Source organism: Thiococcus pfennigii, from assembly GCF_016583835.1.
Lineage (GTDB): Bacteria > Pseudomonadota > Gammaproteobacteria > Chromatiales > Chromatiaceae > Thiococcus > Thiococcus pfennigii.
On sequence record NZ_NRRW01000013.1, the window covers coordinates 30,017 to 50,785 of the forward strand.

General features: G+C 65.0%; 19 protein-coding genes. 3 read left to right on the top strand and 16 right to left on the bottom strand.

The window, feature by feature from the left end:
- Positions 1 to 85 precede the first annotated feature (85 nt).
- The 3 genes from coaD (at position 86) to CKO41_RS06455 (ending at position 2,040) form a co-directional block, all read left to right on the top strand.
- Complete coding sequence (coaD, locus tag CKO41_RS06445; protein WP_200250347.1) at positions 86 to 562, top strand: pantetheine-phosphate adenylyltransferase; 477 nt, start codon at positions 86 to 88, stop codon at positions 560 to 562.
- 60 nt (positions 563 to 622) lie between these two features.
- Entirely contained in the window at positions 623 to 874 is a 252-nt protein-coding gene (locus CKO41_RS06450) for a YfhL family 4Fe-4S dicluster ferredoxin (RefSeq protein WP_200250323.1), read from the top strand.
- Positions 875 to 1,248: 374 nt separating this feature from the next.
- Positions 1,249 to 2,040 (top strand): Cof-type HAD-IIB family hydrolase, encoded by a 792-nt coding sequence (locus CKO41_RS06455; protein WP_200381604.1) that lies wholly within the window; start codon positions 1,249 to 1,251, stop codon positions 2,038 to 2,040.
- Positions 2,041 to 2,179: 139 nt separating this feature from the next.
- On the opposite strand, the gene CKO41_RS06460 is transcribed toward CKO41_RS06455, so the two are convergent.
- From CKO41_RS06460 to CKO41_RS06535, 16 genes are all read right to left on the bottom strand, one after another.
- A complete protein-coding gene (locus CKO41_RS06460; protein ID WP_200250349.1) occupies positions 2,180 to 2,881 on the bottom strand; it encodes a M48 family metallopeptidase in 702 nt (233 codons plus the stop codon).
- A 5-nt stretch (positions 2,882 to 2,886) separates the two neighbouring features.
- Entirely contained in the window at positions 2,887 to 6,102 is a 3,216-nt protein-coding gene (locus CKO41_RS06465; protein WP_200381605.1) for a type I restriction endonuclease subunit R, read from the bottom strand.
- 9 nt (positions 6,103 to 6,111) lie between these two features.
- Complete coding sequence (locus CKO41_RS06470) at positions 6,112 to 6,594, bottom strand: hypothetical protein (protein ID WP_200250326.1); 483 nt, start codon at positions 6,592 to 6,594, stop codon at positions 6,112 to 6,114.
- The gene (locus CKO41_RS06475) at positions 6,594 to 7,916 is read right to left on the bottom strand and encodes an AAA family ATPase (protein WP_200250327.1); all 1,323 of its coding nucleotides are present in this window, start codon (positions 7,914 to 7,916) and stop codon (positions 6,594 to 6,596) included. The genes CKO41_RS06470 and CKO41_RS06475 overlap by 1 nt, the downstream gene beginning before the upstream one ends.
- 193 nt (positions 7,917 to 8,109) lie before the next feature.
- On the bottom strand, positions 8,110 to 8,862 hold the full coding sequence (locus CKO41_RS06480; RefSeq protein ID WP_200381606.1) for a Fic family protein: 753 nt from the start codon (positions 8,860 to 8,862) through the stop codon (positions 8,110 to 8,112).
- Between the two features lie 310 nt (positions 8,863 to 9,172).
- Positions 9,173 to 10,351 carry an RNA/DNA-binding domain-containing protein gene (locus CKO41_RS06485; RefSeq protein ID WP_200381607.1) on the bottom strand — a complete coding sequence of 393 codons (1,179 nt, stop codon included), beginning with the start codon at positions 10,349 to 10,351 and terminating at the stop codon, positions 9,173 to 9,175.
- Positions 10,333 to 12,978: a TrlF family AAA-like ATPase gene (locus CKO41_RS06490; protein ID WP_200381608.1), complete on the bottom strand. Its 2,646-nt coding sequence runs from the start codon at positions 12,976 to 12,978 to the stop codon at positions 10,333 to 10,335. The genes CKO41_RS06485 and CKO41_RS06490 overlap by 19 nt, the downstream gene beginning before the upstream one ends.
- A 12-nt stretch (positions 12,979 to 12,990) precedes the next feature.
- A complete protein-coding gene (locus tag CKO41_RS06495) occupies positions 12,991 to 14,223 on the bottom strand; it encodes a restriction endonuclease subunit S (RefSeq protein WP_200381609.1) in 1,233 nt (410 codons plus the stop codon).
- Entirely contained in the window at positions 14,220 to 15,230 is a 1,011-nt protein-coding gene (locus CKO41_RS06500) for a virulence RhuM family protein (protein WP_200381610.1), read from the bottom strand. The genes CKO41_RS06495 and CKO41_RS06500 overlap by 4 nt, the downstream gene beginning before the upstream one ends.
- Positions 15,227 to 16,801, bottom strand: a complete 1,575-nt coding sequence (locus CKO41_RS06505; protein ID WP_200381611.1) for a type I restriction-modification system subunit M — start codon at positions 16,799 to 16,801, stop codon at positions 15,227 to 15,229. The genes CKO41_RS06500 and CKO41_RS06505 overlap by 4 nt, the downstream gene beginning before the upstream one ends.
- Positions 16,798 to 17,394, bottom strand: coding sequence for a restriction endonuclease subunit S (locus CKO41_RS06510; RefSeq protein WP_200381612.1), 597 nt, complete (start codon positions 17,392 to 17,394; stop codon positions 16,798 to 16,800). The genes CKO41_RS06505 and CKO41_RS06510 overlap by 4 nt, the downstream gene beginning before the upstream one ends.
- Before the next feature lie 94 nt (positions 17,395 to 17,488).
- Positions 17,489 to 17,800 carry a phage virion morphogenesis family protein gene (locus CKO41_RS06515; RefSeq protein WP_200381613.1) on the bottom strand — a complete coding sequence of 104 codons (312 nt, stop codon included), beginning with the start codon at positions 17,798 to 17,800 and terminating at the stop codon, positions 17,489 to 17,491.
- Between the two features lie 115 nt (positions 17,801 to 17,915).
- Positions 17,916 to 18,260 (bottom strand): hypothetical protein, encoded by a 345-nt coding sequence (locus tag CKO41_RS06520; protein ID WP_200381614.1) that lies wholly within the window; start codon positions 18,258 to 18,260, stop codon positions 17,916 to 17,918.
- A gap of 83 nt (positions 18,261 to 18,343) precedes the next feature.
- Positions 18,344 to 19,159 (bottom strand): bifunctional DNA-formamidopyrimidine glycosylase/DNA-(apurinic or apyrimidinic site) lyase, encoded by an 816-nt coding sequence (gene mutM, locus CKO41_RS06525; protein ID WP_200381615.1) that lies wholly within the window; start codon positions 19,157 to 19,159, stop codon positions 18,344 to 18,346.
- Between the two features lie 30 nt (positions 19,160 to 19,189).
- Positions 19,190 to 19,696, bottom strand: coding sequence for a methyltransferase family protein (locus CKO41_RS06530; RefSeq protein WP_200250345.1), 507 nt, complete (start codon positions 19,694 to 19,696; stop codon positions 19,190 to 19,192).
- Positions 19,697 to 19,748: 52 nt separating this feature from the next.
- Complete coding sequence (locus CKO41_RS06535; protein WP_200381627.1) at positions 19,749 to 20,717, bottom strand: MBL fold metallo-hydrolase; 969 nt, start codon at positions 20,715 to 20,717, stop codon at positions 19,749 to 19,751.
- Positions 20,718 to 20,769 lie beyond the last annotated feature (52 nt).

Genomic DNA, 20,769 nt, shown 5'->3' on the forward strand with positions numbered 1-20,769 from the left:
CCCACCGAGGGAATGCGGATTTTTCAAGGTACCTTATCGACCTGCGTCGCGTGGTATCATCGCGCCCTCAATGAGCCAGCAGCCAATGCGTAGCGTCGTCTATCCAGGGTCGTTCGACCCCGTCACCAACGGGCACACGGATCTCATCAGTCGAGCCGCGCGGCTGTTCGATCGGGTCGTCGTGGCGGTCGCCCAGGATACCGGAAAGGTCACGACCTTCTCCTCGGAGGAGCGGGTCGCGCTCGTGCGCGCGTCGGTCGAGCACATCGACAATGTCGAGGTGGTCGCCTTCTCCGGCCTGCTCGTCGAGTTCGCCCGGATGTTGCAAGTGCGGGTCATCATGCGCGGGCTGCGCGCGGTGTCGGACTTCGAGTACGAGTTCCAGCTCGCCGGGATGAATCGGCGCATGGCGCCGGACATCGAGACCCTTTTCCTGACGCCGGCGGAGACCTATTCCTATATCTCGTCCTCTCTCGTTCGGGAGATCGCCCGCCTGCACGGCGATGTCTCGGCGTTCGTCTCGCCACAGGTCGTGGCGGCATTGAAGGAGCGGTTTGGCTGAAGGTCAGGCCAAACCCGTCATCACCAACGTCCAGCCCTGCTGTAACCTAGGAGCAATACCATGGCACTCATCATCACCGACGAATGCATCAACTGCGACGTGTGCGAACCGGAATGCCCGAACGGCGCCATCTCGCAGGGCGATGCGACCTACGTCATCGACCCGGCACTGTGCACCGAGTGCGTCGGCCACTACGAGACCTCCCAGTGTGTCGAGGTCTGCCCGGTCGACTGCATCATCAAGGACCCGAACCACGAGGAGTCCGAAGCGGAGCTGCGCGCCAAGTTCGAGCGCATCACCGGCGCGGCCTGACCCCGGGGCGCCATCGGGCGGGCCGAGCGGCCGCGCCTTCGGTGCGCGCCCTAAGGCGATTTCTGTCAACGAACATACCGTCTGGCTTGTCTTTTCGCCCGCCTTCTGTGTCGCGAGCGCACTCACATAGCTGGGCTATGCTCCTGCGCTCGCTCCTTGAAGACAAACGAAAGTCCGGCGTCATCCGGTCGGTTTGTTTCCGGCAATCGCCTAACGGCATGACCGCGAGGTCGGCGCCGCCAATCCCGGACGGCGCGCGCCGGACCGGGCGGAGACGGCACCAGGGGTGCACCGCCACCGCCGCGCGTGCGAGGGTTCAGGGCCGGCGCCACCGCCTCGACACCACCCCGTTGTCGGCCCCGACGGCATCGCCGATGTACAAACTCGTCGTCTGCGACCTCGACGGCACCCTGCTCGACGCCGAGCATCGCCTCGGGGGTTACACGCGCCAGGTGCTCGATGCCCTGCTCGCGCGGGGCATCCACCTGGCGTTCGCCACCGGGCGGCACTTCGTCGATGTCCACCGGCTCTCCGAGCTCCTGTCGCACCGCCCCTACCTGATCTCCAGCAACGGCGCGGCCGTCCACGACCGATCGGCCAGGCCGCTCCACTGCCGGCCCCTGCCGCCCGAGTCCCTGAGCGACCTGCTGCACGGCCCCCGCTTCGACGGCGTCCACATCAATGTCTACCGCCAGCACGACTGGCTGGTCGAGGAGGCCAGGCCCGCGCTGCTGCGCTTCCACCGCGACTCGGGGTTCGCCTACCGGGTCGTCGACTTCCGGGCGCTGGACGCCACCCCCGTGCTCAAGGTCTTCTACCACCACCCGGATCCGGCACGGCTCGCGGCCCTGGAGCCCGAGATCCTGGCGCGTCACGGCGCGCGCGTGACGACCACCTTTTCGCTGCCGATGATCCTCGAGGTCATGGCCCGGGGCGTCTCGAAGGGCGAGGCCCTGGGGCGGGTGCGCAAGGCCCTCGGGCTGCGGCCCGAGGAGGTCATCGCCTTCGGCGACGCCCCCAACGATCTGGAGATGCTGCGCGGCGCGGGCAAGGGGGTGCTGATGGCCAACGCGGCACCGGAACTGCGCGCGGCCCTGCCGGATCTGGAGGTCATCGGCTCGCACGCCGACGAGGCGGTCGCGCACTACCTGGCCCGGTGGCTCTGAACCGGCGCCGCCGAGCGTCAGAACCCGCGCCAGTCCCGAGGTGACCTCGCGCGGGAGCGGCTCGCCGGCGCACTGCAACTGCCGACAACGCCGATCGCCCGCAAGCGGGCTCCTACCCTTGCGGTCTCTGGACGCCTCCTCACAGCAGCGCCGCTTCCAACCGCTGCTTGCGTCGTTCCCAATCCGGCATCAACTGCCCAAGCCGCTTGAAAAAACGCGCATCGTGGTCGCGGTGCTCGATGTGGCACAGCTCGTGGACAACCACGTATTCGATGCAGGGACGAGGAGCACGCACCAAATCGACATTCAACGTCATAATGCCGGCGCGCGACAGGCTGCCCCAGCGGGATTGCATGGCGCGCACGATCAGGCGCGGCGGCTCCACGCCCTTGAAGTGGCACAGGCTGGCGTCCAGCACCTCGCCGAAGGTGACCCGGGCGCGGTCGAGGTACCAGCGGTGCAGGAGTGCCTTAACGCGCTCAGCCTCCGGCTCCCCAGGCAGCGCGACCAGAAGCTGGCCGCGCGTGAGTTTCACACTGACCGCATCGCCCGGCACCAGCTTCAGCCGGTACTGCCGTCCGAGATAGAGATGCGATTCGCCGTTGACGTACTGCCGTGCCGGGGTGCGGGGCCGGTAGCGCTCGAACTCGGCCAGTTGCCGGCTGATCCAGCGGGCCCGCCTCTGCACCCGTTCCGCGATCAGGGCCTCGGGGCAACCGACCGGCGCCCGCACCAGTACGCGGCTGTCGGGGTGCACCTCGATGGCCAGGGTCCGCCGGGATGCCAGAAAGCGCACCTCGTAGCGGATCCTGTCGGTGCCGTAGCTCAGGGTACCGACCATGGTCGTCACCCGGGCATCCGGTGGCGGGCGAGCTGCATCGTCTTTTCGATGATCTCGTCCATTTCGTCGGTCGAGAGCGCGATACCCCGCGCGCCCTTCACCTCGTCATAGAGGTAGTCGTCGATCTCGTTCATCGTCCGGCGCTGGGCGTCGAGGTCATCCCAGTAGCCCACCTTGCGGTTGCGCCGGAAGATGTCCCACACCGCCATGGCCGCGTCGGCGGCGGTCGCCAGGGCCTGCCCGGCGTCGCTCTGGTGGTTCTCGACGAAGGGGCGCAACAGCCCATAGACGGCGGCCGCGTCGGCGTCGCCATTCAGCGCAGGCGGCAGGTCATCGCCCTGGCGCGAGACCACGGCATCCCGGATCTCGGTGACGCGCCGCAGGTACTCCAGATCGGATAGGCGCCTGGCGCGGTAGTCGTCGATCGCCTCCTGGATCAGCTTGGAGAATTTCGCGTAGAAGGCCGGGTCCTGCTCCAGCCGTTCGGTGATGGCGCGCTTGGTGGCGTGGGCGATCGTGTCCGCCTTGGCACCCAGTCTCTTTGCGCTGCCCGCGGCCTGCTCCTCGACCACTTTCCGGAACGCGGCCTCGTCGAAGATGTTCACCGGCGCGTTCAACCGCACCACCTCGGAGGCCGAGATGTGCGTGTCGAGCAGCTTCTGGATGCGCGGCTCGAAATCGCGGTAATCCACGGATTCCGCATAGCGCAGCTTCACCGCTGCCTTCAGGTTGACGAAGCGTTTCAGGTCGCCCTTGTAGGCGCGCAGCTTCGGCTCGGGCGTCTCGGTGATGAAGCGTTCGCTGGAGAGCGCAATCGCCAGGGTCTTGGCATAGGCCGACAGCCGTTCGTAGAAATCGGCGCGCAGCTTCTCGTCGGCCAGCAACTGCTCGAAGGCCTCCTCGTCCTGACGGTTCTTGACCGTCTTGAACAGGTCCCACAGCTCGGCATGGCGCTGCGGCAGGGCCCGGGTCTCTTCATGGATCGCGGTCAGCGCGCCCGCGAGATCGGCCGCCTCGAAGCCTTCCAGGGCGCTGTAGGTGGTCAGCGCCTGATCCAGCTCACCCAGTACCCCCACGTAGTCGATGACGTAGCCGAAGTCCTTCACCCGGCAGCCAGTTTCGTCCTCGTACAGGCGGTTCACCCGGGCGATGGCCTGAAGCAGCGTGTGATCCTTGAGCCTTCGCGTGAGATAGAGCACCGTGTTGCGCGGCGCATCGAAGCCGGTCAGCAGCTTGTCCACGACGATCAGGACTTCCGGCTCGTCACCGAACTTGAAGGCGTTGACGATATTCTTGTTGTAGTCGTCCTCCGAGCCGTAGCGCTTCATCATGCGTTGCCAGAAGGCCACCACCGCATCGGTGGATTCCTCGGCGTCGACCTCATCGAAGCCTTCGCGCTCGTCGGGCGGCGAGATGATCACCTCGCTGGAGACCGCGCCCAGCTCGTCCAGAAAGGCCTTGTAGCGCAGCGCGGCGGCCTTGTTGGGTGCCACCAGCTGCGCCTTGAAGCCGGTGCCCTGCCAGTTCTGCCGGTAGTGCTCGCTGATGTCGAAGGCGCGCATGTAGATCACCTGCTCGGCCTTGTTCAGCATCTCGGCACGGGCGTACTTCTTCTTGAGGTCCGCCTTCTGTTGGTCGGTCAGGCCCTGGGTGTGGCGCTCGAACCAGATGTCGATGGCCGCCTGATTCTGCTCCAGCTCCACCATGCGCCCTTCGTAGAGCAGCGGCACGATGGCGCCGTCGGCCACCGCCTGGTCGATGGCATAGGTGTGGATGACGCCCCCGAACTTGGCCACGTCGCTCTTCTCGCGGGTCAAGAGCGGCGTGCCGGTGAAGCCGATGTAACAGGCGTTGGGGAACATCTGGCGCATCCGCGCCGAATAGCCGCCCAACTGGGTGCGCTGGGTCTCGTCCACCAGCACGAAGATGTCCGGAGAGGGATCGCTGAATCGCTTATGGGCCAGCGCCTTGTCGAACTTGTGGACCAGCGTGGTGACGATGTGCGCCTTGCCGTCGGCCACCAGCTCCACCAGGTGGCGGCCGCTCTCGGCCCGCTCGGGCGAGAGGCCGCAGGCGGCGAAGGTGTTGCCGAGCTGCTTGTCCAGATCCACCCGGTCCGTCACCAACAGGATGCGCGGGTTGCGGATCGTCGGCTCCAGTGCGAGCGCGCGGGCCAGCATCACCATGGTCAGCGACTTGCCCGAACCCTGGGTGTGCCAGACGATGCCGCCGCGACGCTTGCCAGCGTCGTCCGTCTGGCGGACCCGACGCAGCACCTCCTGAATCGCGAAGACCTGCTGATAGCGCGCGATCTTGCGCACGCCACCGTCGAAGACCGTGAAGGCCCAGGCCATCTCCAGCAGGCGTTCCGGCCGGCACAGGGCGTAGAGCGCCCGGTCCTGGTCGGTCGGCATCCGGTGGGTCGGATAGGCCCCGGCCTCATCACCGATGCCCAGCCCGGCAAAGGCCAGATCGAACAGCGAGACCTTCACCGTGTCCGGCAGCGGGCGTTCCAGCAAGGGCGCGAGTTCGGCGTCCGCCACGGCCTCCTTCCACTTCGACCAGAACTTGGCCGGCGTGCCGGTGGCGGCGTAGCGGGCCTCGTTCTTGTTCACCGCCAGCACCGTCTGCGCATAGGTGAACAGGCGCGGGATGTACTCATCGCGCTGGTTGCGGATCATCTGCGAGATCGCCTGGCCCACCTCGACCCCGGGCGACTTGCACTCGATCACCGCCAAGGGGATGCCATTGACGAACAGTACGATGTCGGGCCGGCAGGTCTCGACGCTGCGGGTACGCTCCACCGCGAACTCGGCGGCGATGTGATAGACGTTGTTGGCCGGGTTGCGCCAGTCCACGTAGCTCAGCGTGAAGCTCTTCAGATCGCCCTCGATGGACTGCTCCAGCGCCACCCCCAGCGTCAGCAGGTCGTACACCGCCTCGTTGGTCTTGAGCAGGCCGTCGTACTTCAGGTTCTTCAGCCGCTGGATGGCGCTCTGGAGGTTCTCCTCGCTGAAGAGCCAGCTGCCGCCCTTGTGATGGATGCGGTTCAGCCGCTTCAACTGCTCGCGCAGGATTTCTTCCAGCAGCAGGTTGCCCGCCCTGCCGCCCCGGGCAGCCAGCGCCTCGGCGGGCGTCAGGTACTGATAGCCCAGGTTCACCAGGACCTGGATGGCCGGGATCTGGGACAGGTATTTTTCGTCGAAGCAAAAGGTATCCATCCGATTCCCCTACGCCTGGCGGTCGTAGCAGGACAGATCGCTGTCCAGAGACCAGACCCGTACTCGGCTCATCGGATGCAGCCGGCAGTTCCGTTCCCACTCCTTGATGATGGAGAGGTCGGCCAGGCTCACCCCCTCGCGGAACTTCTTTGCCGATTTGCTGCGCATGGCCATGTCGGGAAACGCGCCAAGCCAATCCAAGAACTCTTCACGTTCAGGAAAGTGCGTCGCGCGGTAAGGCACCTCGCCATTGAATGCCTTGGCGACATCCTCGACCAATCGCCGCGCGTAGCTGCGCCGCGTCTGACCGTCGCCCAGGTCCGCGATATGATTGCCAGTTTCCCAGACCGTCGCCAAGGGCAGCAGGAAGTGGTCGTTCTGCTCTATGCAGGCGGCGAATTCCTCAAGGATGGAGTCCCTGTCCTGGTTGAGCGTCGGAATGTCCAACACATTGAGATAGACGGAGGTATCAAGCAACAGGATCGCACTCATTACCCGCCTCCCTGCTTCAGATTCTCCAGCCAGGCAAGCGCTCGTGCCTGCCGGTCACCGGTGCGACGCTGCTTGACGAAGCGCTCAAGTGCGCCACTCGTCACCAGCCCGCCGAGTGAATCCTGCGCAATCAGCTCCGGGTAGTCCGGCGCATCCTGCAAACGCAGCAGCCGGCTCGTTCCGTCTTGCGGCTCGCGGTAGCAGAACACGACATCAGGCAAAGCGGAATCGGGCAGGGCGTCGAGCAGTGCCGGGTTATGGGTCGACAACAACACGCGCAAGCGGCGCCGCTCGGCGATCTCTCGAATGTTCTCTAGAAGGCGCCGTGCGCGGCTTGGATGCACGCCGTTGTCAATTTCCTCGATCACGACGAGGCTGTCTTCAGGCGCCGAAAGCATGGCAGCAGCGATGGAAAGCACGCGAAGCGTTCCATCCGAAAGCAACGAGGCGTCGTAGTCGCGGGTATGGCCGCCGAAGGTCTCGGTCAGTTTGACCATCACGCCGCCGCGCGGCTCTTCGAGAAACGAGATACTGGCGATGTCCTGTTCCGGCAGGCTCTGGATGAAGCTGAGAATCGCCACGCGCTGCGATACATACGGCTTTTCGCCCGCTTGTTCGTCCCTTCCCCATAGGTTGAACAGCACCGCCGAGAGATTGCGGCCGTCGCCCTGAAGGTTGGCATCCGAAGGGAATGCGTACTCGCGCATCCGGGCCGGCACAGGGTCGAGAAAGAGCATGCCGGCGAGCCACCGCTCGAATTGCCTGGCGACAGGGGGAATCCGCTTGCGCGATTCGGCGTGACCGGCATCGAACGTGGCCGGACTGGTCAACTGAGTGAAGATCGCCGTCTGGTCGCTACAGGTCACATGCGGTTTACGCCCCCCGCGCGCAAAGTTGTTGTATGCCACCCCCACATCGGTGCCGCGATCCTTCGACGGCTGATCCAGCGCGTAGAGGGGCACATTGGCCCCGTCATGGGTGAGTGTTTCACCCGTGACATGCAGGCCGTCCACTCGACGCTCGAACGTCATACTCAAGCGGTTCCACTCGGCGGCGCCCGTCTCCGCGCCCAGACCGAAGGATAAGCCGCGCTCATAGGCCAAGTGCTCGACGGTACCTCGAACGACCCGATCGCCACTCTGCACCACATACTGGATTGCCGAAAGCTTCTGGCCTTGGGCCAGCCAGGAAAGCAGGCGCATGCCTTCGATAGCATTGCTCTTGCCCGAGGCATTGGCACCGATCAACACCGTCAGCGGTGCCAACGGCAATCGCGCCTGCCGGTAACTCTTGAAGTCGTTCAGCGTGATACTGGTCAACATGCGGCAAGACCCTCTTCAGTCGCTCTTCGCACCGGCTGCCGCGACCGCCCGGTGAACCGTCCCTGGATCGGCCGACGCCGATGGGGGTTCGGGGCGGTCCCCGGGGGCGGCAGGACCTGATAGCCAAGGCTCGCCAAGACCAGCGGGGCCGGGACTTGGGGCAGGTATTTTTCGTCCAAGTGGAAGCCGTCCATCAGGCCGCCCCCAGACGTTCCAGCAGGGTTTGGATGGCGTGGTGGACGTGACCGGCGATCAGGGTGATGAAGTCGGTCTTGTCGCCCTCCAGGTTGGCCCTTTCGAGGGCGTCGTAGTAGGCGCGGCGGCTGTCGGTATCGCCAGGGATGTTGGCGATGGCATAGCCATTGGCCAGCAGGATCAGGTTCATGACCAGCCGCGCCGTGCGGCCATTGCCGTCGATGAAGGGATGGATCGTCACCAGCCGCTGGTGGGCCTCGGCGGCGCGCACCACCGGGTGCAGGCGCAAGGATTGGTCCGTGAGCCACAACCCATAGTCCTCCATCAGCTTGGGCACGGCCCAAGGCTGCGGCGGCAGGTGGCGGCTGCCCGCAATCATCACGGGCAGGTTGCGGTAGCGCCCGGCGTTGTCGCGGTCGATCCCGCGCAGCACCAGCGCATGGAGGTTGCGCACCTCGCGCTCATCGAGCGCGGCGCCTTGGTCCGCCAGCTCGCGGATATGCAGGATGGCCTCGTAGTGGTTGATCGCCTCGAGATGCTCGCGCAGGGGCTTACCGCCAATCGTGAGGCCCTTGTTGACCACCAGATCGGTCTCGCGCAGGGTCAGCGTATTGCCCTCGATGCGGTTGCTCTCAAAGGTGTATTCGATATCCAGCGCCTGTTGCAATTGTGCGCTGGTCAGCGGGCGGGCGGCATCGAGGCGGATCTTCAATGCGTCGATCCGTGTCAGGAGGGTGTCGAGCTCAGACATGTATCTCGTCTCCTTGCGTGACCGGCCGCCTCCGGAGGGCGAACCGCCTTTGCCATGGGGCCGTGCCGACGCCGCTATCCCGCGCATCCAAGCCGTCCGCGGAGCCGGGGCACCGGAAACCCGGTTCGCCCGGCATCCGGATCGTCGTGATCCGGCAGAGGCATATTTCGTCGAAGCGGAAGCGGCGCTCGCCGGCATGTCCGTCGGGACTGTTCATACGCGACACTCTCGCCTCAAAGGTTCCTCGCCGGCGACAAGTGCCCAAGGGGCCCTTTCGGGCCGCTGTCCGGATAGCTGGCGAGGTCATCTTTTATGGCCTGCTCTGCCTGTTCGTCCGTTCGACTGCGCGCATGACGTTGGCCTTGAATAGATTCCCCACGCGGTCGTCGATCAGATCGATGTGCGGCCAGGCACGCAGGGCGCGCAGCAGACCGCTACCCAGTCCGCGATAAGGCAGAAGCTTGGCGGCAAACGAAGCAAGGATGGGATTGCGCATATTGGAGTTGCCGGCCTTGATGTTCTCGATGGTCAGGTTGTTGGGCAGGTGGCCGGGGCTGACGATCTCGACGCGATCCGCAAACACCAGCACGCGCACCGGGGCGCTGATGAAGTAGTCGCGGTGGATGAGGGCGTTGGCGACCAGCTCTTCCCAGACGATGCGCGGAATCTCGGGCTGGCCTTGGGAGTTGAAGCCCTGCTCGCCTTGCGTGGCACGGGTGTTGGCGACGATGAAGCCCAGCGTCTGCTGGAACACATCGGCCAGCTTGCCGGTAAGGTCGCGACTGTCGATGTAGCGTTCGTCCTCGATCCGGGTGCCGACAAAGGCGACGGCCTTGACGATGAAGGCAGGCAGGGCGTACTGCGGCGCCTTGGCGAACAGCAGGCTGCCCGCCAGATTGAGCTGCCCCTGGTTCATCAGGTTCATGTTGCTCAGCAACTGCGGCAGTGGCAGATTTTGCTGGGCGAGCGGCTCGCCGAATTGCTGTTCGAAGAAGGCTTCGAAATAGGGCATGTCCAGATCACCCACGCCCAAGCCCGCCACCGGCGTTTTGTCGGCATGCACCAAACCCGCCTGCTGGAACAGGCGCTGGATTTCTTCACGTGAGGTGGCGCGGCGCTTGTCCGAGCCGTTTTTCACCCAGATGACGCCGTTCTTGTCCATGTAGGGCCTGCTGACGCCTTCCGGAATGGAGACCACCATCACAGTGCCATTCGGGTGCGGCACGTTCTCCGTGAGTGGATTCACAGCGGGGCGCACGTTGTGAGATGCACTGTTGGAAATGAGCTGGTTCAAGCGGTCGATATCTGCGCCGGACAGGCCAAGCACCGAGCCATCGTTCTGCACGCCAATGAAAATCTTCCCGCCAGCGGTGTTGCTGAAGGCGACGATCTCGGCCGCCAACGCATCCGCATTGGTCAAGTTCGCCTTGAACTGATGGCGGCTGTCCTCGCCCCGGCTGAGCAGGTCGATCAGCTCTGTGGTTTCCATAGGTTGTAAACCTCTTTGCGTCGGTTGAACGCCTCCTGGCCTCCTTCCATGATATCGATGATGGCGTCCTGCACCGGGCGGGCGTCGATGCTGCCGCTTTGCACGGCGACCTTCTCGTCCTGGTACTGGCAGGCGTGCACCTGCTCCGCATCACCCAGCACCGGGAAATTGGCGTTGTGGGTGGCGAAGATGAATTGGGCGTGCGGTTTCATCTCGCGCAGCAGCTTGATCACATCGTCGTAGATGGTCTGGTTGTCCAGATCGTCTTCCGGCTGGTCGATGATGATCACGTCGTTCTGGCGTTGGCTGAGCACGTACAGCAGCAGCGCCGAAGCCCGCTGCCCGAGCGAGTGATGTTTCAGCTCCTTGCCGCGATAGCGGATGACGAAACGGTTGGGCACCTGCCAGGTGACGAGCTCGACCAGATTCTGCATGAAGGTCTTCTCGAAGACCTCGGGGGTACTGCCGGCCTTGGCCAACGCCCCCGGCAGGGCGCGCAACAGCCCGCCGAAGTCGGCGTAATCCTCCATGACCGCGCGCAGGGTGGTCTCGCGGATGTTGCTGCCCTTGAAGAGCTGCTGCATGAGGCCGATGGCCGCCTCCTTGTCGCCCTTGAAGTCAGCTTCGATCTGCAGGGCGGTGTGGCCGGCGTTCACGCGATGCAACTCGGCCTTGATGGTGTTGAATTCGCGCAGCCAAAGCGCGTTGAGTTTGTCGATCTCGGCAAGCAGGGCATCGTGGATGCCGGTTTGCTGTGACTCCTGCTTGGCCAGCGCCGCCAGCATCTGCTCTGCCTTGGTTTTACGCTGTTGCTGGGCCAGGAAGTCGTCTGGCTGGATGGCGGTCATGCCGGTTTGCCTGAGTTCCTGAGCCAGTTGCCGCTCGACTTGGGCGAACTCCTCCTGAAGGCTGGTGCGCGCACCTTCAAACTCTCCCTGTTTGGTGTGGAGACGGTCCGTAATGGCGCGAGCATCCTGCTCGATGCGCTTGAGTTGCTCTACCTTGGCGACGAGATCGAAAAACTCGGCGTAGTAGGCCGTGAAGAAGTCCGGGTTCTGCTTGGATACGTAGCTCGTGGCGTTACGCAGTTCGTCCTCGTGCTCAGCGATCAATTGCCCCAGGGCGGAGATGAAGCTGTCTGCCCGCTCCTTCATGCGTGCGAGCGCAGCGGCATCCTGCTGAAAGCCAAGGCGCTTCTGGAGCTTGTCGGCGACACCGTACTCCTCGAACTTCTTCAACCGGAAGTTGGCATCGGTGAGTTGGGCCGCGTAGTCGCGCTCGAGTTCGCCGGTATTGGCGAGTTTGAGCCAGCGCTGAGCGGCTTCGCGCACGTGCTGGCGCTGGACTTCGATTTCGTCGCGCAGAACGCGGAGCTTCTCGCCCACCAGCTTTTCCACCAGGTCCGTCTCGAAGCCTTCGCCGGTGCTGGAGAGGTCTTTCTGTCCGAAGTAGATCGGGCGGCGCACCAGGGTTTCCCGGATCGACAGGCCGGGCTGCAACTTGCCGCCCAAGTAGACGTTCGGCGCTTCTCTATAGATGCGAGAGATGGTGAACTCCTGCCCGTACAGATCGCAGGCCGTCAGCGTCACCTTGCCACCGCTGCCGAGGGTATGGCGGATCAACTCATCCTTGTACTTGGTGTCCTGTGCCTTCTCGCCCCTGGGAATGTCCAGGGCGTAGCGCACTGCCTCCAGGATCGACGACTTGCCGCTGCCACGGATGCCAATCAGCGTGTTGAGTTCGGGAGAGAAATGCAGCGTCTGCCCGTCGAGGATGCCGCCGTCGAAGTGGATGCTGCGAATGTGCGATGCCTGATGCTTGGGCGGTTCTACGGCGACCCGCGCAGCGGGATCGCTCAAGGCGAACTTGACCGCTTGGAAGGACAACTCGCCCAGCTTCAGGTAGCTGGTCCTGCCTCGACCGATTTCATCGATGCACTTGGGGTCGCTGCCTTCTAGTTCGGCGGGGTACCAGTCATTGAGATGCTGCTTAACTTTAGTCCGGCAGGGTTTGTCCCTCTCTTGCAGCTTGTTATAGGTGCGAACTTTCTGGAAGCCAAGAGTACGGCGCCGGAAAAACTCGTTTTGGCCTAGCTCGGCAAGCCGCCCGCCGCCCAGCTCGGACCAAAGTCCGCTGGGAGCTTCGACATGGGCAAAAACGAGGAAAAAGTCGCGGTGGTAAATTTCCAGCTTCTCGATGGTTCCCAGAAGCGAAAGCGATGAGCGCCCGTTCTCCTGCTCGTAGTGCGCGGGAATCTTCCCCGCAAAAGCAACGCTTAAAAATGGATTGATATGGTCATGCCCCTCCGCCAACCAGTCATCGGAAAACACGACTAGCGTGTGGATGCCATTCTCACCGTCATCGACCGACAGTTCGACACCCGGCAGCAGCGCAATGCCTTTCTTTCGGGCTGTCTTGCGCAGCGCCTTGAACTCATCGAGTTCGAACTTGTTGTGGTTGGCGATCACGCCCAGCCGGATACCTGCCCTCTCCAGCGCCTCCAGATAGTTGCTGTTGTAGAATTCGTCGTCGCCGGCGTACTTGAACTCGCGATCGGCGCGGGTGTGCAAATGGAAGTCCGCACGGACCCATTGTGCGCCCTGTTCGAAAACGATAGGGATAGGCATCCGTCTCTCTCCTCAAGGGTTGCCTTGCTCTGGCTGGGGCGGCGATACGGGTAGCCGCCACTGGCCGGTGAGCAGCTTCTGCATCAGGCCGCGCTTTTGGGTCTTGAGCGCCGCGACGGACTGGCCAAGCAGGTCGATCTCCTCGCGCAGGGCGTTGAGGTAGCTGGCGATGGCGGTTTGGGTGGCGAGATCGGGCAGCACGACCGGGAAGGCTTCGATGTCCGATTTCTGGATGTTCGGCAGTCCAGAGCCGACGCGCAGGGCCATGACGCGAGCCTGCCTGCCCTTCAGGTAGTGAAACAGGTAATGAGCGTCCACACCCTTCGCCAGTTTCTTGAGGGCGTAGCAGTGACCGCCGCACCAGAAGGGCTCGCTGTTATAGGACACGAACCCACAGGAATTGCCCCCTTCGCTGATCGTGATCGTGTCCGCCTCGCAGTTCCATTCCGTCGTACGGCCGGAAGGCTTGATGCCGCCGTTGAGGGCATAGTAGGCACCATCCTCGACCATGGAGTCCTTGTTGAGCTGCTGGCCTTTCCAGATCGTGGCAATGTCCGACAGCGCCGCCGTGCGCCATGCGCTACCCCGATAGCGGGCAGAAACTTCCTCGGTGAAAGTGCCGATATGACCGTGTGGGTGCTGGCCCCGGCTGATCAGGCGCGACAGTTCGTGGCTGTAGTGCCGCTCCTTTGCCGCGATCAGTTGCTCGGTCTTCTGGATGGCACCGAACCAATCCAGAAGCAGTTCGGCGATCTTTTTCTGTCTTTCCAGCGAAGGGACAACTACAGGGATGGATTCAACCGTTGCTTGGTTGATCTTTTTCATGCTGCCACTTGTGCCGGTGGCATGCTGCCGAATGAACTTGATCGCCGCATCGCACTTGAGATAAGTCTCCAAGTAGAGCGGGTGCACTTTGCTGGAATCCGGACGAAACCTCATCATCAAGTCGGGGTATGAGCAGTTCTCGAGCCCCCCGCGAAAGACTCCGACGCGGCCAACCTTTTCGAAGGTGTTCGAACGACTGATTAGAAAATCGCCAGGTCGCAGCATAAATTTGTCGACGAGCGGGTCGTTTGCGGGTGCAGGTTTCGGTTCTGACAAGTCAAGGCCACGGCCATCAAGAGCTGACAGGCCGAGCACCCACTTCCCGGTTGGTAACTCCGGACAGACGGGTGAATATCCGTTGCGAGGTGTGTCCTCAAGAAGTGCGCCGAGCGGCACGATGTCGCACTTATTGCGCTTCATTTCTTCTTCCCCCGCCCTTTACCCTCCAGTTGCCGTTCGGCCTTCTCCAGCGCCGCCATATCCTCCGCATCCGCCGCCAGCCGTGCCGCCTCGCGCCGGGCGGCGTCGAAGCTCTCGTAGCGTTCTAGCGCCAGCTTCTCCGCGACGTCGGCGCGCAGCCGGCCGGCGTGCGTCAGCACCTCGCGTTCGTTGAATCGCAGGAAGGCGTCGAGCTTGTCCTCCCAGTCTCGCATGGTCATCGTCTTGCGGCGCCTGGCCTGATCCTCGGCGTAGTCGAGGTACATGACAACGATGCGGTCGAGTTCCTCGATCTCCTTTTGGTTCAGGTAGTTCTTGGCGATGGTGACATCCTGCTTGCGCACCCTGTCGCCCTTCCAGGTCATGACTCCCATGTTCGGCAACCGGGGGTTGGCGCGTTCGGCGATAAGCTCGGGCGCGGTGTGGCCGGTGACGGCCCAGAGCATCTTGTTCTGCACCTTCTTGAAGAAGAGCTGGGCGGCCTCGGACCGGCTGTCGTAGTCCACGGCGGTGGCGTAGATGTCGCGGATCTTCTGGTAGAAACGCTTCTCCGACGCGCGGATGTCGCGGATGCGCGCCAGCAGCTCGTCGAAGTAGTCCCAGCCGCCGGGCTCCTTGAGGCGGGCGTCGTCCAGCACGAAACCCTTGACCAGGTATTCCCGCAGGTGGGTGGTGGCCCACTGCCGGAACTGGGTACCGCGCGGGGAGCGCACCCGGTAGCCGACGGCCAGGATCATGTCCAGGCTGTAAGTCTTTGTTTTGTATTTCTTCCCGTCACTGGCAGTTGTCAAGTATTCCTTGACGACTGCCAGTGATAGTTCGCCCTCGGCCAGGATGTTCTTGATATGCAGGCTGATGTTCTGTTTGGAGGTGTCGAACAGGGTGGCCATTTCGAGCTGGGTGAGCCACACCGTGCCCCCCTCGGCGCGCAGCTGGATGGCGGCGCTGCCGTCATCCAAGGTGTAGAGGATCAGTTCGCCGCCGCTCATACGCCCAACTCCTTCAGGTATTGCTTCATCCGCGCCCGTACCTCGGCCAGCTCGCCTTCCAGGCGCTGGATCTCCCGCTCGACGGCGGCGACGTCGATCTCTTCCTCTTCCTCGAAGGTATCCACGTAGCGCGGGATGCTGAGGTTGAAGTCGTTGTCGGCGATCTCCTGGAGGCTGGCGACCTGGGCATATTTGTCGACCGGCTGGCGGGCGCGGAAGGTTTCCAGGATGCGGGCCATGTGATGGTCGAGCAGGGCGTTCTGGTTCTTGCCGGACTGGTAGTCGCGGCTGGCGTCGATGAAGAGGACGTCCCGGCAGACGTCACGGGCGCCGCCCTTCTCGCGGGCGCGATCGAAGACCAGGATGGCGACCGGGATCGAGGTGGTAGGGAAGAGGTTGCCCGGCAGGCCGATGACGGCATCGAGCAGGTTCTCCTCGATCAGGGCGCGGCGGATGCGGCCCTCGGCGCCGCCTCGGAACAGCACGCCGTGGGGCACGACCACGGCGACGCGGCCCGCCTGCGGCAGCGCGGTCTCGATCATGTGGGTGATGAAGGCGTAGTCGCCCTTGGACTTGGGCGGCAGGCCGCGCCAGAAGCGGTTGTAGCGGTCGGCCTGGGCCTCGGCGGCGCCCCATTTGTCGAGGCTGAAGGGCGGGTTGGCGACGACCACGTCGAAGCGCATCAGGCGGTCGGTCTCGACGAGCGCCGGACTGTTGAGGGTATCGCCCCATTCGATGCGGGCGCCGTCCTGGCCGTGCAGGAACATGTTCATGCGCGCGAGCGCCCAGGTGCTGCCGTTGACCTCCTGGCCGAACAGGGCGAAGTCCTTGTTCGGATTGCCGGGGCTGCCTTGTGCCTCGACCAGTGCGGCGGCCTCGATCAGCAGGCCGCCGGAGCCACAGGTGGGGTCGCAGATGCGGTCGCCGGGCCTGGGCGCGGCGAGTTGCGCCAATAGCTTGGACACCTGCTTGGGCGTGTAGAACTCGCCGGCCTTCTTGCCGGCGTCCGAGGCGAAGCGTTCGATCAGGTAGATATAGGTGTTGCCGATCAGGTCCTCTTCGATGCGCGACGGACGCAGGTCGAGCTTGGCGAAGTCGCCCAGCAGGTTTTCCAGGCGACGGTTGCGGTCGCGGGTCTTGCCGAGGTTGGCCTCGGAGTTGAAGTCGATGTTGCGGAACACGCCTTCGAGCTTGGCCTTGTTGGCCTCTTCGATGTGGTCGAGGACGATGTTGATCAGTTCACCGAGGTTGGCCGCCTTGCGCCGCTCGTGCAGCGCGTGGAAGTCGGCCAGGAAGCGGTCCGTGACCTCACCGGTCTTCTCGTCCCTGAACTCGACGTAGGGCAGGATGAAGCGCTCGCGCGCCAGCCGACGGCGGATGCGCTCCTCGTTGTCGCCGTACTCCTTCTTGTACTCGGCGTAGTGGTCGGCCCACAGGTCGCTGATGTACTTGAGGAACAGCATCACCAGGATGTAGTCCTTGTACTGCGCCGGATCGATGACGCCACGGAAGGTGTCGCAGGCGGCCCAGGCGGTGTTGTTGACGTCCTGCTGGGTGAGTTGGTCGGTCATCGGGCGGCCTTTTCTAGGGATAGGTGGACTGGGGATGGATGGGCAAGCTGCATCAGACGGTGGGAGGTCAGGCGCTGGCGCAGGCTGGCGATCCGGGCCACCAGCGCCTGTTCCTGTTCGGCCAGGGCGGCGATCTGCACGATGCGCTGCTGCATGGCCGGTGGCGGCAGCGGAACCTCCAGCGCCCTCAGTGCCTCGGCGCTGATCATCCGCACCGAGGTGCCTTCGGCCAGCGCCGCCAGTCGCGCCTGGGTGACTGGCGCGTTGATGTACCAGCACAGGTACGCGGGCAGCACGGAGTGGGGCCGTATCAGCAGCATCGGCGCCGCGAGCACGGCCGCCTCGATGCCTTCTTGCACATGTGCCGCGCCATTGCGGCCACCACGCGAGCGGAACAACAGATCCCCTGGGCGTAGCAGGTGATGCGACTTGCCCTTGGGCAGGGCCACCCGGATCGCCTCCTCTGCGTGCAGCCGGTTCGCGTCGTCGATGTCTCGCATCTGGATCACCGCGACATCCCCTTGCGGATCGTGCTCGACACGCGACCGGAAGGGATAGCCCATCTGCACTTCAGCCAGCTCGCCGAGATTCATGGTACGAAAATGCCTTTACGACAAAAGCCATGACGGCGACCTTACGCGCCCGGATTGCATCCGTCAATCGATATATTTTGTAGTAAAAGCGTTTTTATAGATTGCTCTCGTGGCGAGTAGAGGCGGTGTCATCGGCATCCCCTCGAGGCCGACGCAGCGCGGTGTGGCAGGGGAAGGCCAGGCCGCGCGCTTGCGGCAGATTCCGACCGGCGGTGGTCTTGCTCAGCGCCTCCGAGGGCTCGCCGGCGACGGGGTCCTGCTCGTCGCGGAACGCCCGCTCCGGAATGTCGGCCAGCACCTCGGCGATGGCGTGCATCGTCGGGCGCAGATCGCCGACGACCTCACTCAGCCGGCGCAGCCCGTCGCGGGCGGCGCCGATATCGGCCTGGACGTCGATGCTAGGCATCAGTCGGCCCCATCGCTATATTGATGCGCGCGCCGTGGCGACCGCTGGAAATCAGACGGCGAGCCAGCGACCGAGCCCCAAGTCGGGGAAGTGATGGCGGACAGCCGGCCGCCCGTCACGGCGCACCCCGATCAAACGGCCGAAATCGGCCGCGATTCGCCAGGCGCTCGGGCGTGATCTTGTAGGCATTGACCAGCGCATTGAACCGCCCGCGCTTCTTCGCCGCGCGCCCCGGCGCCACGGGGACGAAGATCACCCGCCCGTCCTCGGCCGCGCGCGTATAGACCAGCGTGCTGTGATCACGGTCCCAATAGACCGCGTCCGGTCGGGCGACAACCTCCGGCAGGCCCAGCACCCGCACGGGTTCGGCGCCGTGGACGCGGGCGAAGGCGGCGACGTCCTCAGCTACGAAGTCGATCGCCTGTACGTCCAGCCCCGGGCGGCGCTGCTCGCGGGGCATGCCGAGCACCTCGTCGACCCACGCGGCGAATCAGACTGGCCAAGCAGGCACGGCGGCTCTCGGTCAGCCGTCGGCGGCCCGGCTCAGCGCTGGCAGCGGGGGCAGTAGACGCTCGTGCGCTGGCCGATCCGCTCCTCGCGCAGCGTTGTCCCGCAGCCCGGACAGGGCTCGCCGCCGCGGCCATAGACGTGCAGCGACACCCGGAAGTAGCCGGGCCGGCCGTCCTCCTGGACGAAGTCGCGCAGGCTGGTGCCGCCCTGGGCGATCGCGTCGGTCAGGACCGCGCGGATCGCCTCGGCCAACCGCTCGTAGCGCGCCAGTCCGATCCGCCCGCTGGCGCGCCCTGGGTGGATCCCGGCCAGGTGGAGGGACTCGTTCGCGTAGATGTTGCCGACCCCGACGACATGGTGGGCGTCCATGATGAAGGGCTTGACGGCGAGGCGCCGGCCCTGGGCCAGCCGATGCAGATGGGCCCCGTCGAAGCCGGGGTCGAGCGGCTCGGGCCCCAGGTCGCGGAGCAGCGGATGGGTCTCGGGCGGCTCGGCGGTCCACAAGAGCGCGCCGAAGCGACGCGGATCGCGCAGCCGCACCGCCAGCCCGCCCTCGAGACACAGGTCCAGGTGGTCGTGCGGGCCGGGCGGCGCGTCGGCCGGGACGATCCGCAAGCTGCCCGACATCCCCAGGTGCAGCAGCAGGGCGCCCCGCTCCAACTCGAAGATCAGGTACTTGGCGCGCCGGCGCAGCTGCCGGATGCGCTGCCCGGCAACGCTCGCGTCGGTCGCGACCGGGATCGGGTAGCGCAGACGCCGCTCGCGCACGACCAACTGCGCGATCCGCGCCCCATCGACATAGGGGCACAGGCCGCGCCGGGTCGTCTCGACCTCGGGCAGCTCAGGCATACGGCCCCGCGCCAGCCCGCGCGCCGTCGCTCAGTAGACCCAGGGGACGAACTTGCGGACCCGACGCGCGTAGTCGGCGTACTCGGGGTGACGCTCGGTCAGCCAGCGCTCCTCGCGACCCGCCTTGTAGTCGAAGAAGACGAAGCCGACGATCAGGATCGCCAGGTGCGGGAGGCTCGCCGTGAAGGCGACCCAGCCGAGGGCGGCGAAGAGCTGGCTGCTGTAGAGGGGGTGGCGCACGAGGGCATAGACGCCGTGCTGGACGAGCCGGTTGTGATTGACCGGATAGGGCAGCGGCGTCAGGTACTCGCGGATGTGCAACGACCCCAGGGCACCGAAGGCCAGGGCGACGAGCCAGGTCGGCACCAGGACCGCCCAGCGCAGGGGCGCCCAAGCGGCGAGCTGCTCGGGCGTGGTCAGCGGGCTCCAGGTCGGCGTCAGGATGAAGCCGAACATCAGCGCGAACTGGATGACGACCAGGACCTCGCCGCGGCGGCCGTACCAGGGTTTGGGTCTGCGGGTAGCGGATGGACTCATAGACGCTGTCCTGCTGGGGATCCTTCTCGAGGACCGGATGGCGGGTCGAGTGTCAGGCCTGGGCGGCGCGCTTGGCCCGCCGGCGTAGCCAGACCTCGAGCCCCTGGGAGTTGAGCTGCCGATCGACGCTGAACAGCCGCTCGAGCTCGGCCTCGTCGAGGGCGGTGCCGTGGGCCTGCGCGCGCTCGATCAGGTAGGCGCCGACGGCGCGGGCGAGGCGCGCCTCCCGCTCGGCATCGGCCCGCCCCTCTTCGGCCAGGGCCAGGGCGGCCATGTCGCGGACGCTCTGGCGCAGCCCGTCGACGAGCTCGGCCGGGCGGTCGACGCGACCGTAGTGGGTCAGGTACATCGCCTGCGGGTCGAAGGACATGAGCCGGTCCAGGCTCGCGAGCCAGAGGTCCGGGTCGAAGGCGACCGGGGTCGTCGGCGCGTACAGGAACGGCCCGCGGTCGGTGTCGAGCTCGCGGTAAGAGATGCCGAAGGTGTCGCCGGTGAAGAAGCCGCGGGTCTTCTCATCGAAGATGCAGCCATGGTGGTTCGCATGGCCCGGGGTGTCGATGAAGACCAGCTTGCGCCCGGCGAGGTCGAGCGTCAGCCCGTCCTCGGCGAGCGTCGTGCGCTCGGCCAGGACCGGCACCAGGCGCTCGAAGTCGCGGGCGAAGCCCTCCTCGCCATAGACCTCGATCGCCCCGGCCGTCAGCTTGCTCGGGTCGATGAGGTGCGGGGCGCCCTTCGGGTGGACGATCAGGCGCGCCCGCGGGCAGGCGGCCATCAGCGACCCGCTGCCGCCGGCGTGGTCGAGATGCACGTGGGTCGGGATCACATAGTCGACGTGCGCCGGGGTCAGGCCCAGCTCGGCGATGACGGCCAGCAGGGTCGGGACCGAGCGGGCCGTGCCCGTGTCGACGAAGGCCAGGCGGTCGGCCTCGCGCACCAGATAGCAGGCGGCCAGGCCGTGGCGATAGAGGCCGGTGTCGATGCAATAGATCCCGTCGGCGATCTCTTGATAGGGCAGGGACATCTTGGTCATCTCCAGGGTCTTCGCCCGGCTCGCCGCGCCGCATGGCGCTCGA

Coding starts and splice junctions, on each gene's coding strand:
- CKO41_RS06530 (WP_200250345.1), bottom strand. CDS start 19,696: ATGAGTCCATCCGCTACCCGCAGACCCAAACCCTGGTACGGCCGCCGC.
- CKO41_RS06520 (WP_200381614.1), bottom strand. CDS start 18,260: ATGCCCCGCGAGCAGCGCCGCCCGGGGCTGGACGTACAGGCGATCGAC.
- CKO41_RS06450 (WP_200250323.1), top strand. CDS start 623: ATGGCACTCATCATCACCGACGAATGCATCAACTGCGACGTGTGCGAA.
- CKO41_RS06495 (WP_200381609.1), bottom strand. CDS start 14,223: ATGAAGCGCAATAAGTGCGACATCGTGCCGCTCGGCGCACTTCTTGAG.
- CKO41_RS06470 (WP_200250326.1), bottom strand. CDS start 6,594: ATGAGTGCGATCCTGTTGCTTGATACCTCCGTCTATCTCAATGTGTTG.
- CKO41_RS06460 (WP_200250349.1), bottom strand. CDS start 2,881: ATGGTCGGTACCCTGAGCTACGGCACCGACAGGATCCGCTACGAGGTG.
- CKO41_RS06475 (WP_200250327.1), bottom strand. CDS start 7,916: ATGTTGACCAGTATCACGCTGAACGACTTCAAGAGTTACCGGCAGGCG.
- CKO41_RS06500 (WP_200381610.1), bottom strand. CDS start 15,230: ATGAGCGGCGGCGAACTGATCCTCTACACCTTGGATGACGGCAGCGCC.
- CKO41_RS06510 (WP_200381612.1), bottom strand. CDS start 17,394: ATGAATCTCGGCGAGCTGGCTGAAGTGCAGATGGGCTATCCCTTCCGG.
- CKO41_RS06505 (WP_200381611.1), bottom strand. CDS start 16,801: ATGACCGACCAACTCACCCAGCAGGACGTCAACAACACCGCCTGGGCC.
- CKO41_RS06515 (WP_200381613.1), bottom strand. CDS start 17,800: ATGCCTAGCATCGACGTCCAGGCCGATATCGGCGCCGCCCGCGACGGG.
- CKO41_RS06465 (WP_200381605.1), bottom strand. CDS start 6,102: ATGGATACCTTTTGCTTCGACGAAAAATACCTGTCCCAGATCCCGGCC.
- CKO41_RS06480 (WP_200381606.1), bottom strand. CDS start 8,862: ATGTCTGAGCTCGACACCCTCCTGACACGGATCGACGCATTGAAGATC.
- CKO41_RS06535 (WP_200381627.1), bottom strand. CDS start 20,717: ATGTCCCTGCCCTATCAAGAGATCGCCGACGGGATCTATTGCATCGAC.
- CKO41_RS06455 (WP_200381604.1), top strand. CDS start 1,249: ATGTACAAACTCGTCGTCTGCGACCTCGACGGCACCCTGCTCGACGCC.
- coaD (WP_200250347.1), top strand. CDS start 86: ATGCGTAGCGTCGTCTATCCAGGGTCGTTCGACCCCGTCACCAACGGG.
- mutM (WP_200381615.1), bottom strand. CDS start 19,159: ATGCCTGAGCTGCCCGAGGTCGAGACGACCCGGCGCGGCCTGTGCCCC.
- CKO41_RS06485 (WP_200381607.1), bottom strand. CDS start 10,351: ATGGAAACCACAGAGCTGATCGACCTGCTCAGCCGGGGCGAGGACAGC.
- CKO41_RS06490 (WP_200381608.1), bottom strand. CDS start 12,978: ATGCCTATCCCTATCGTTTTCGAACAGGGCGCACAATGGGTCCGTGCG.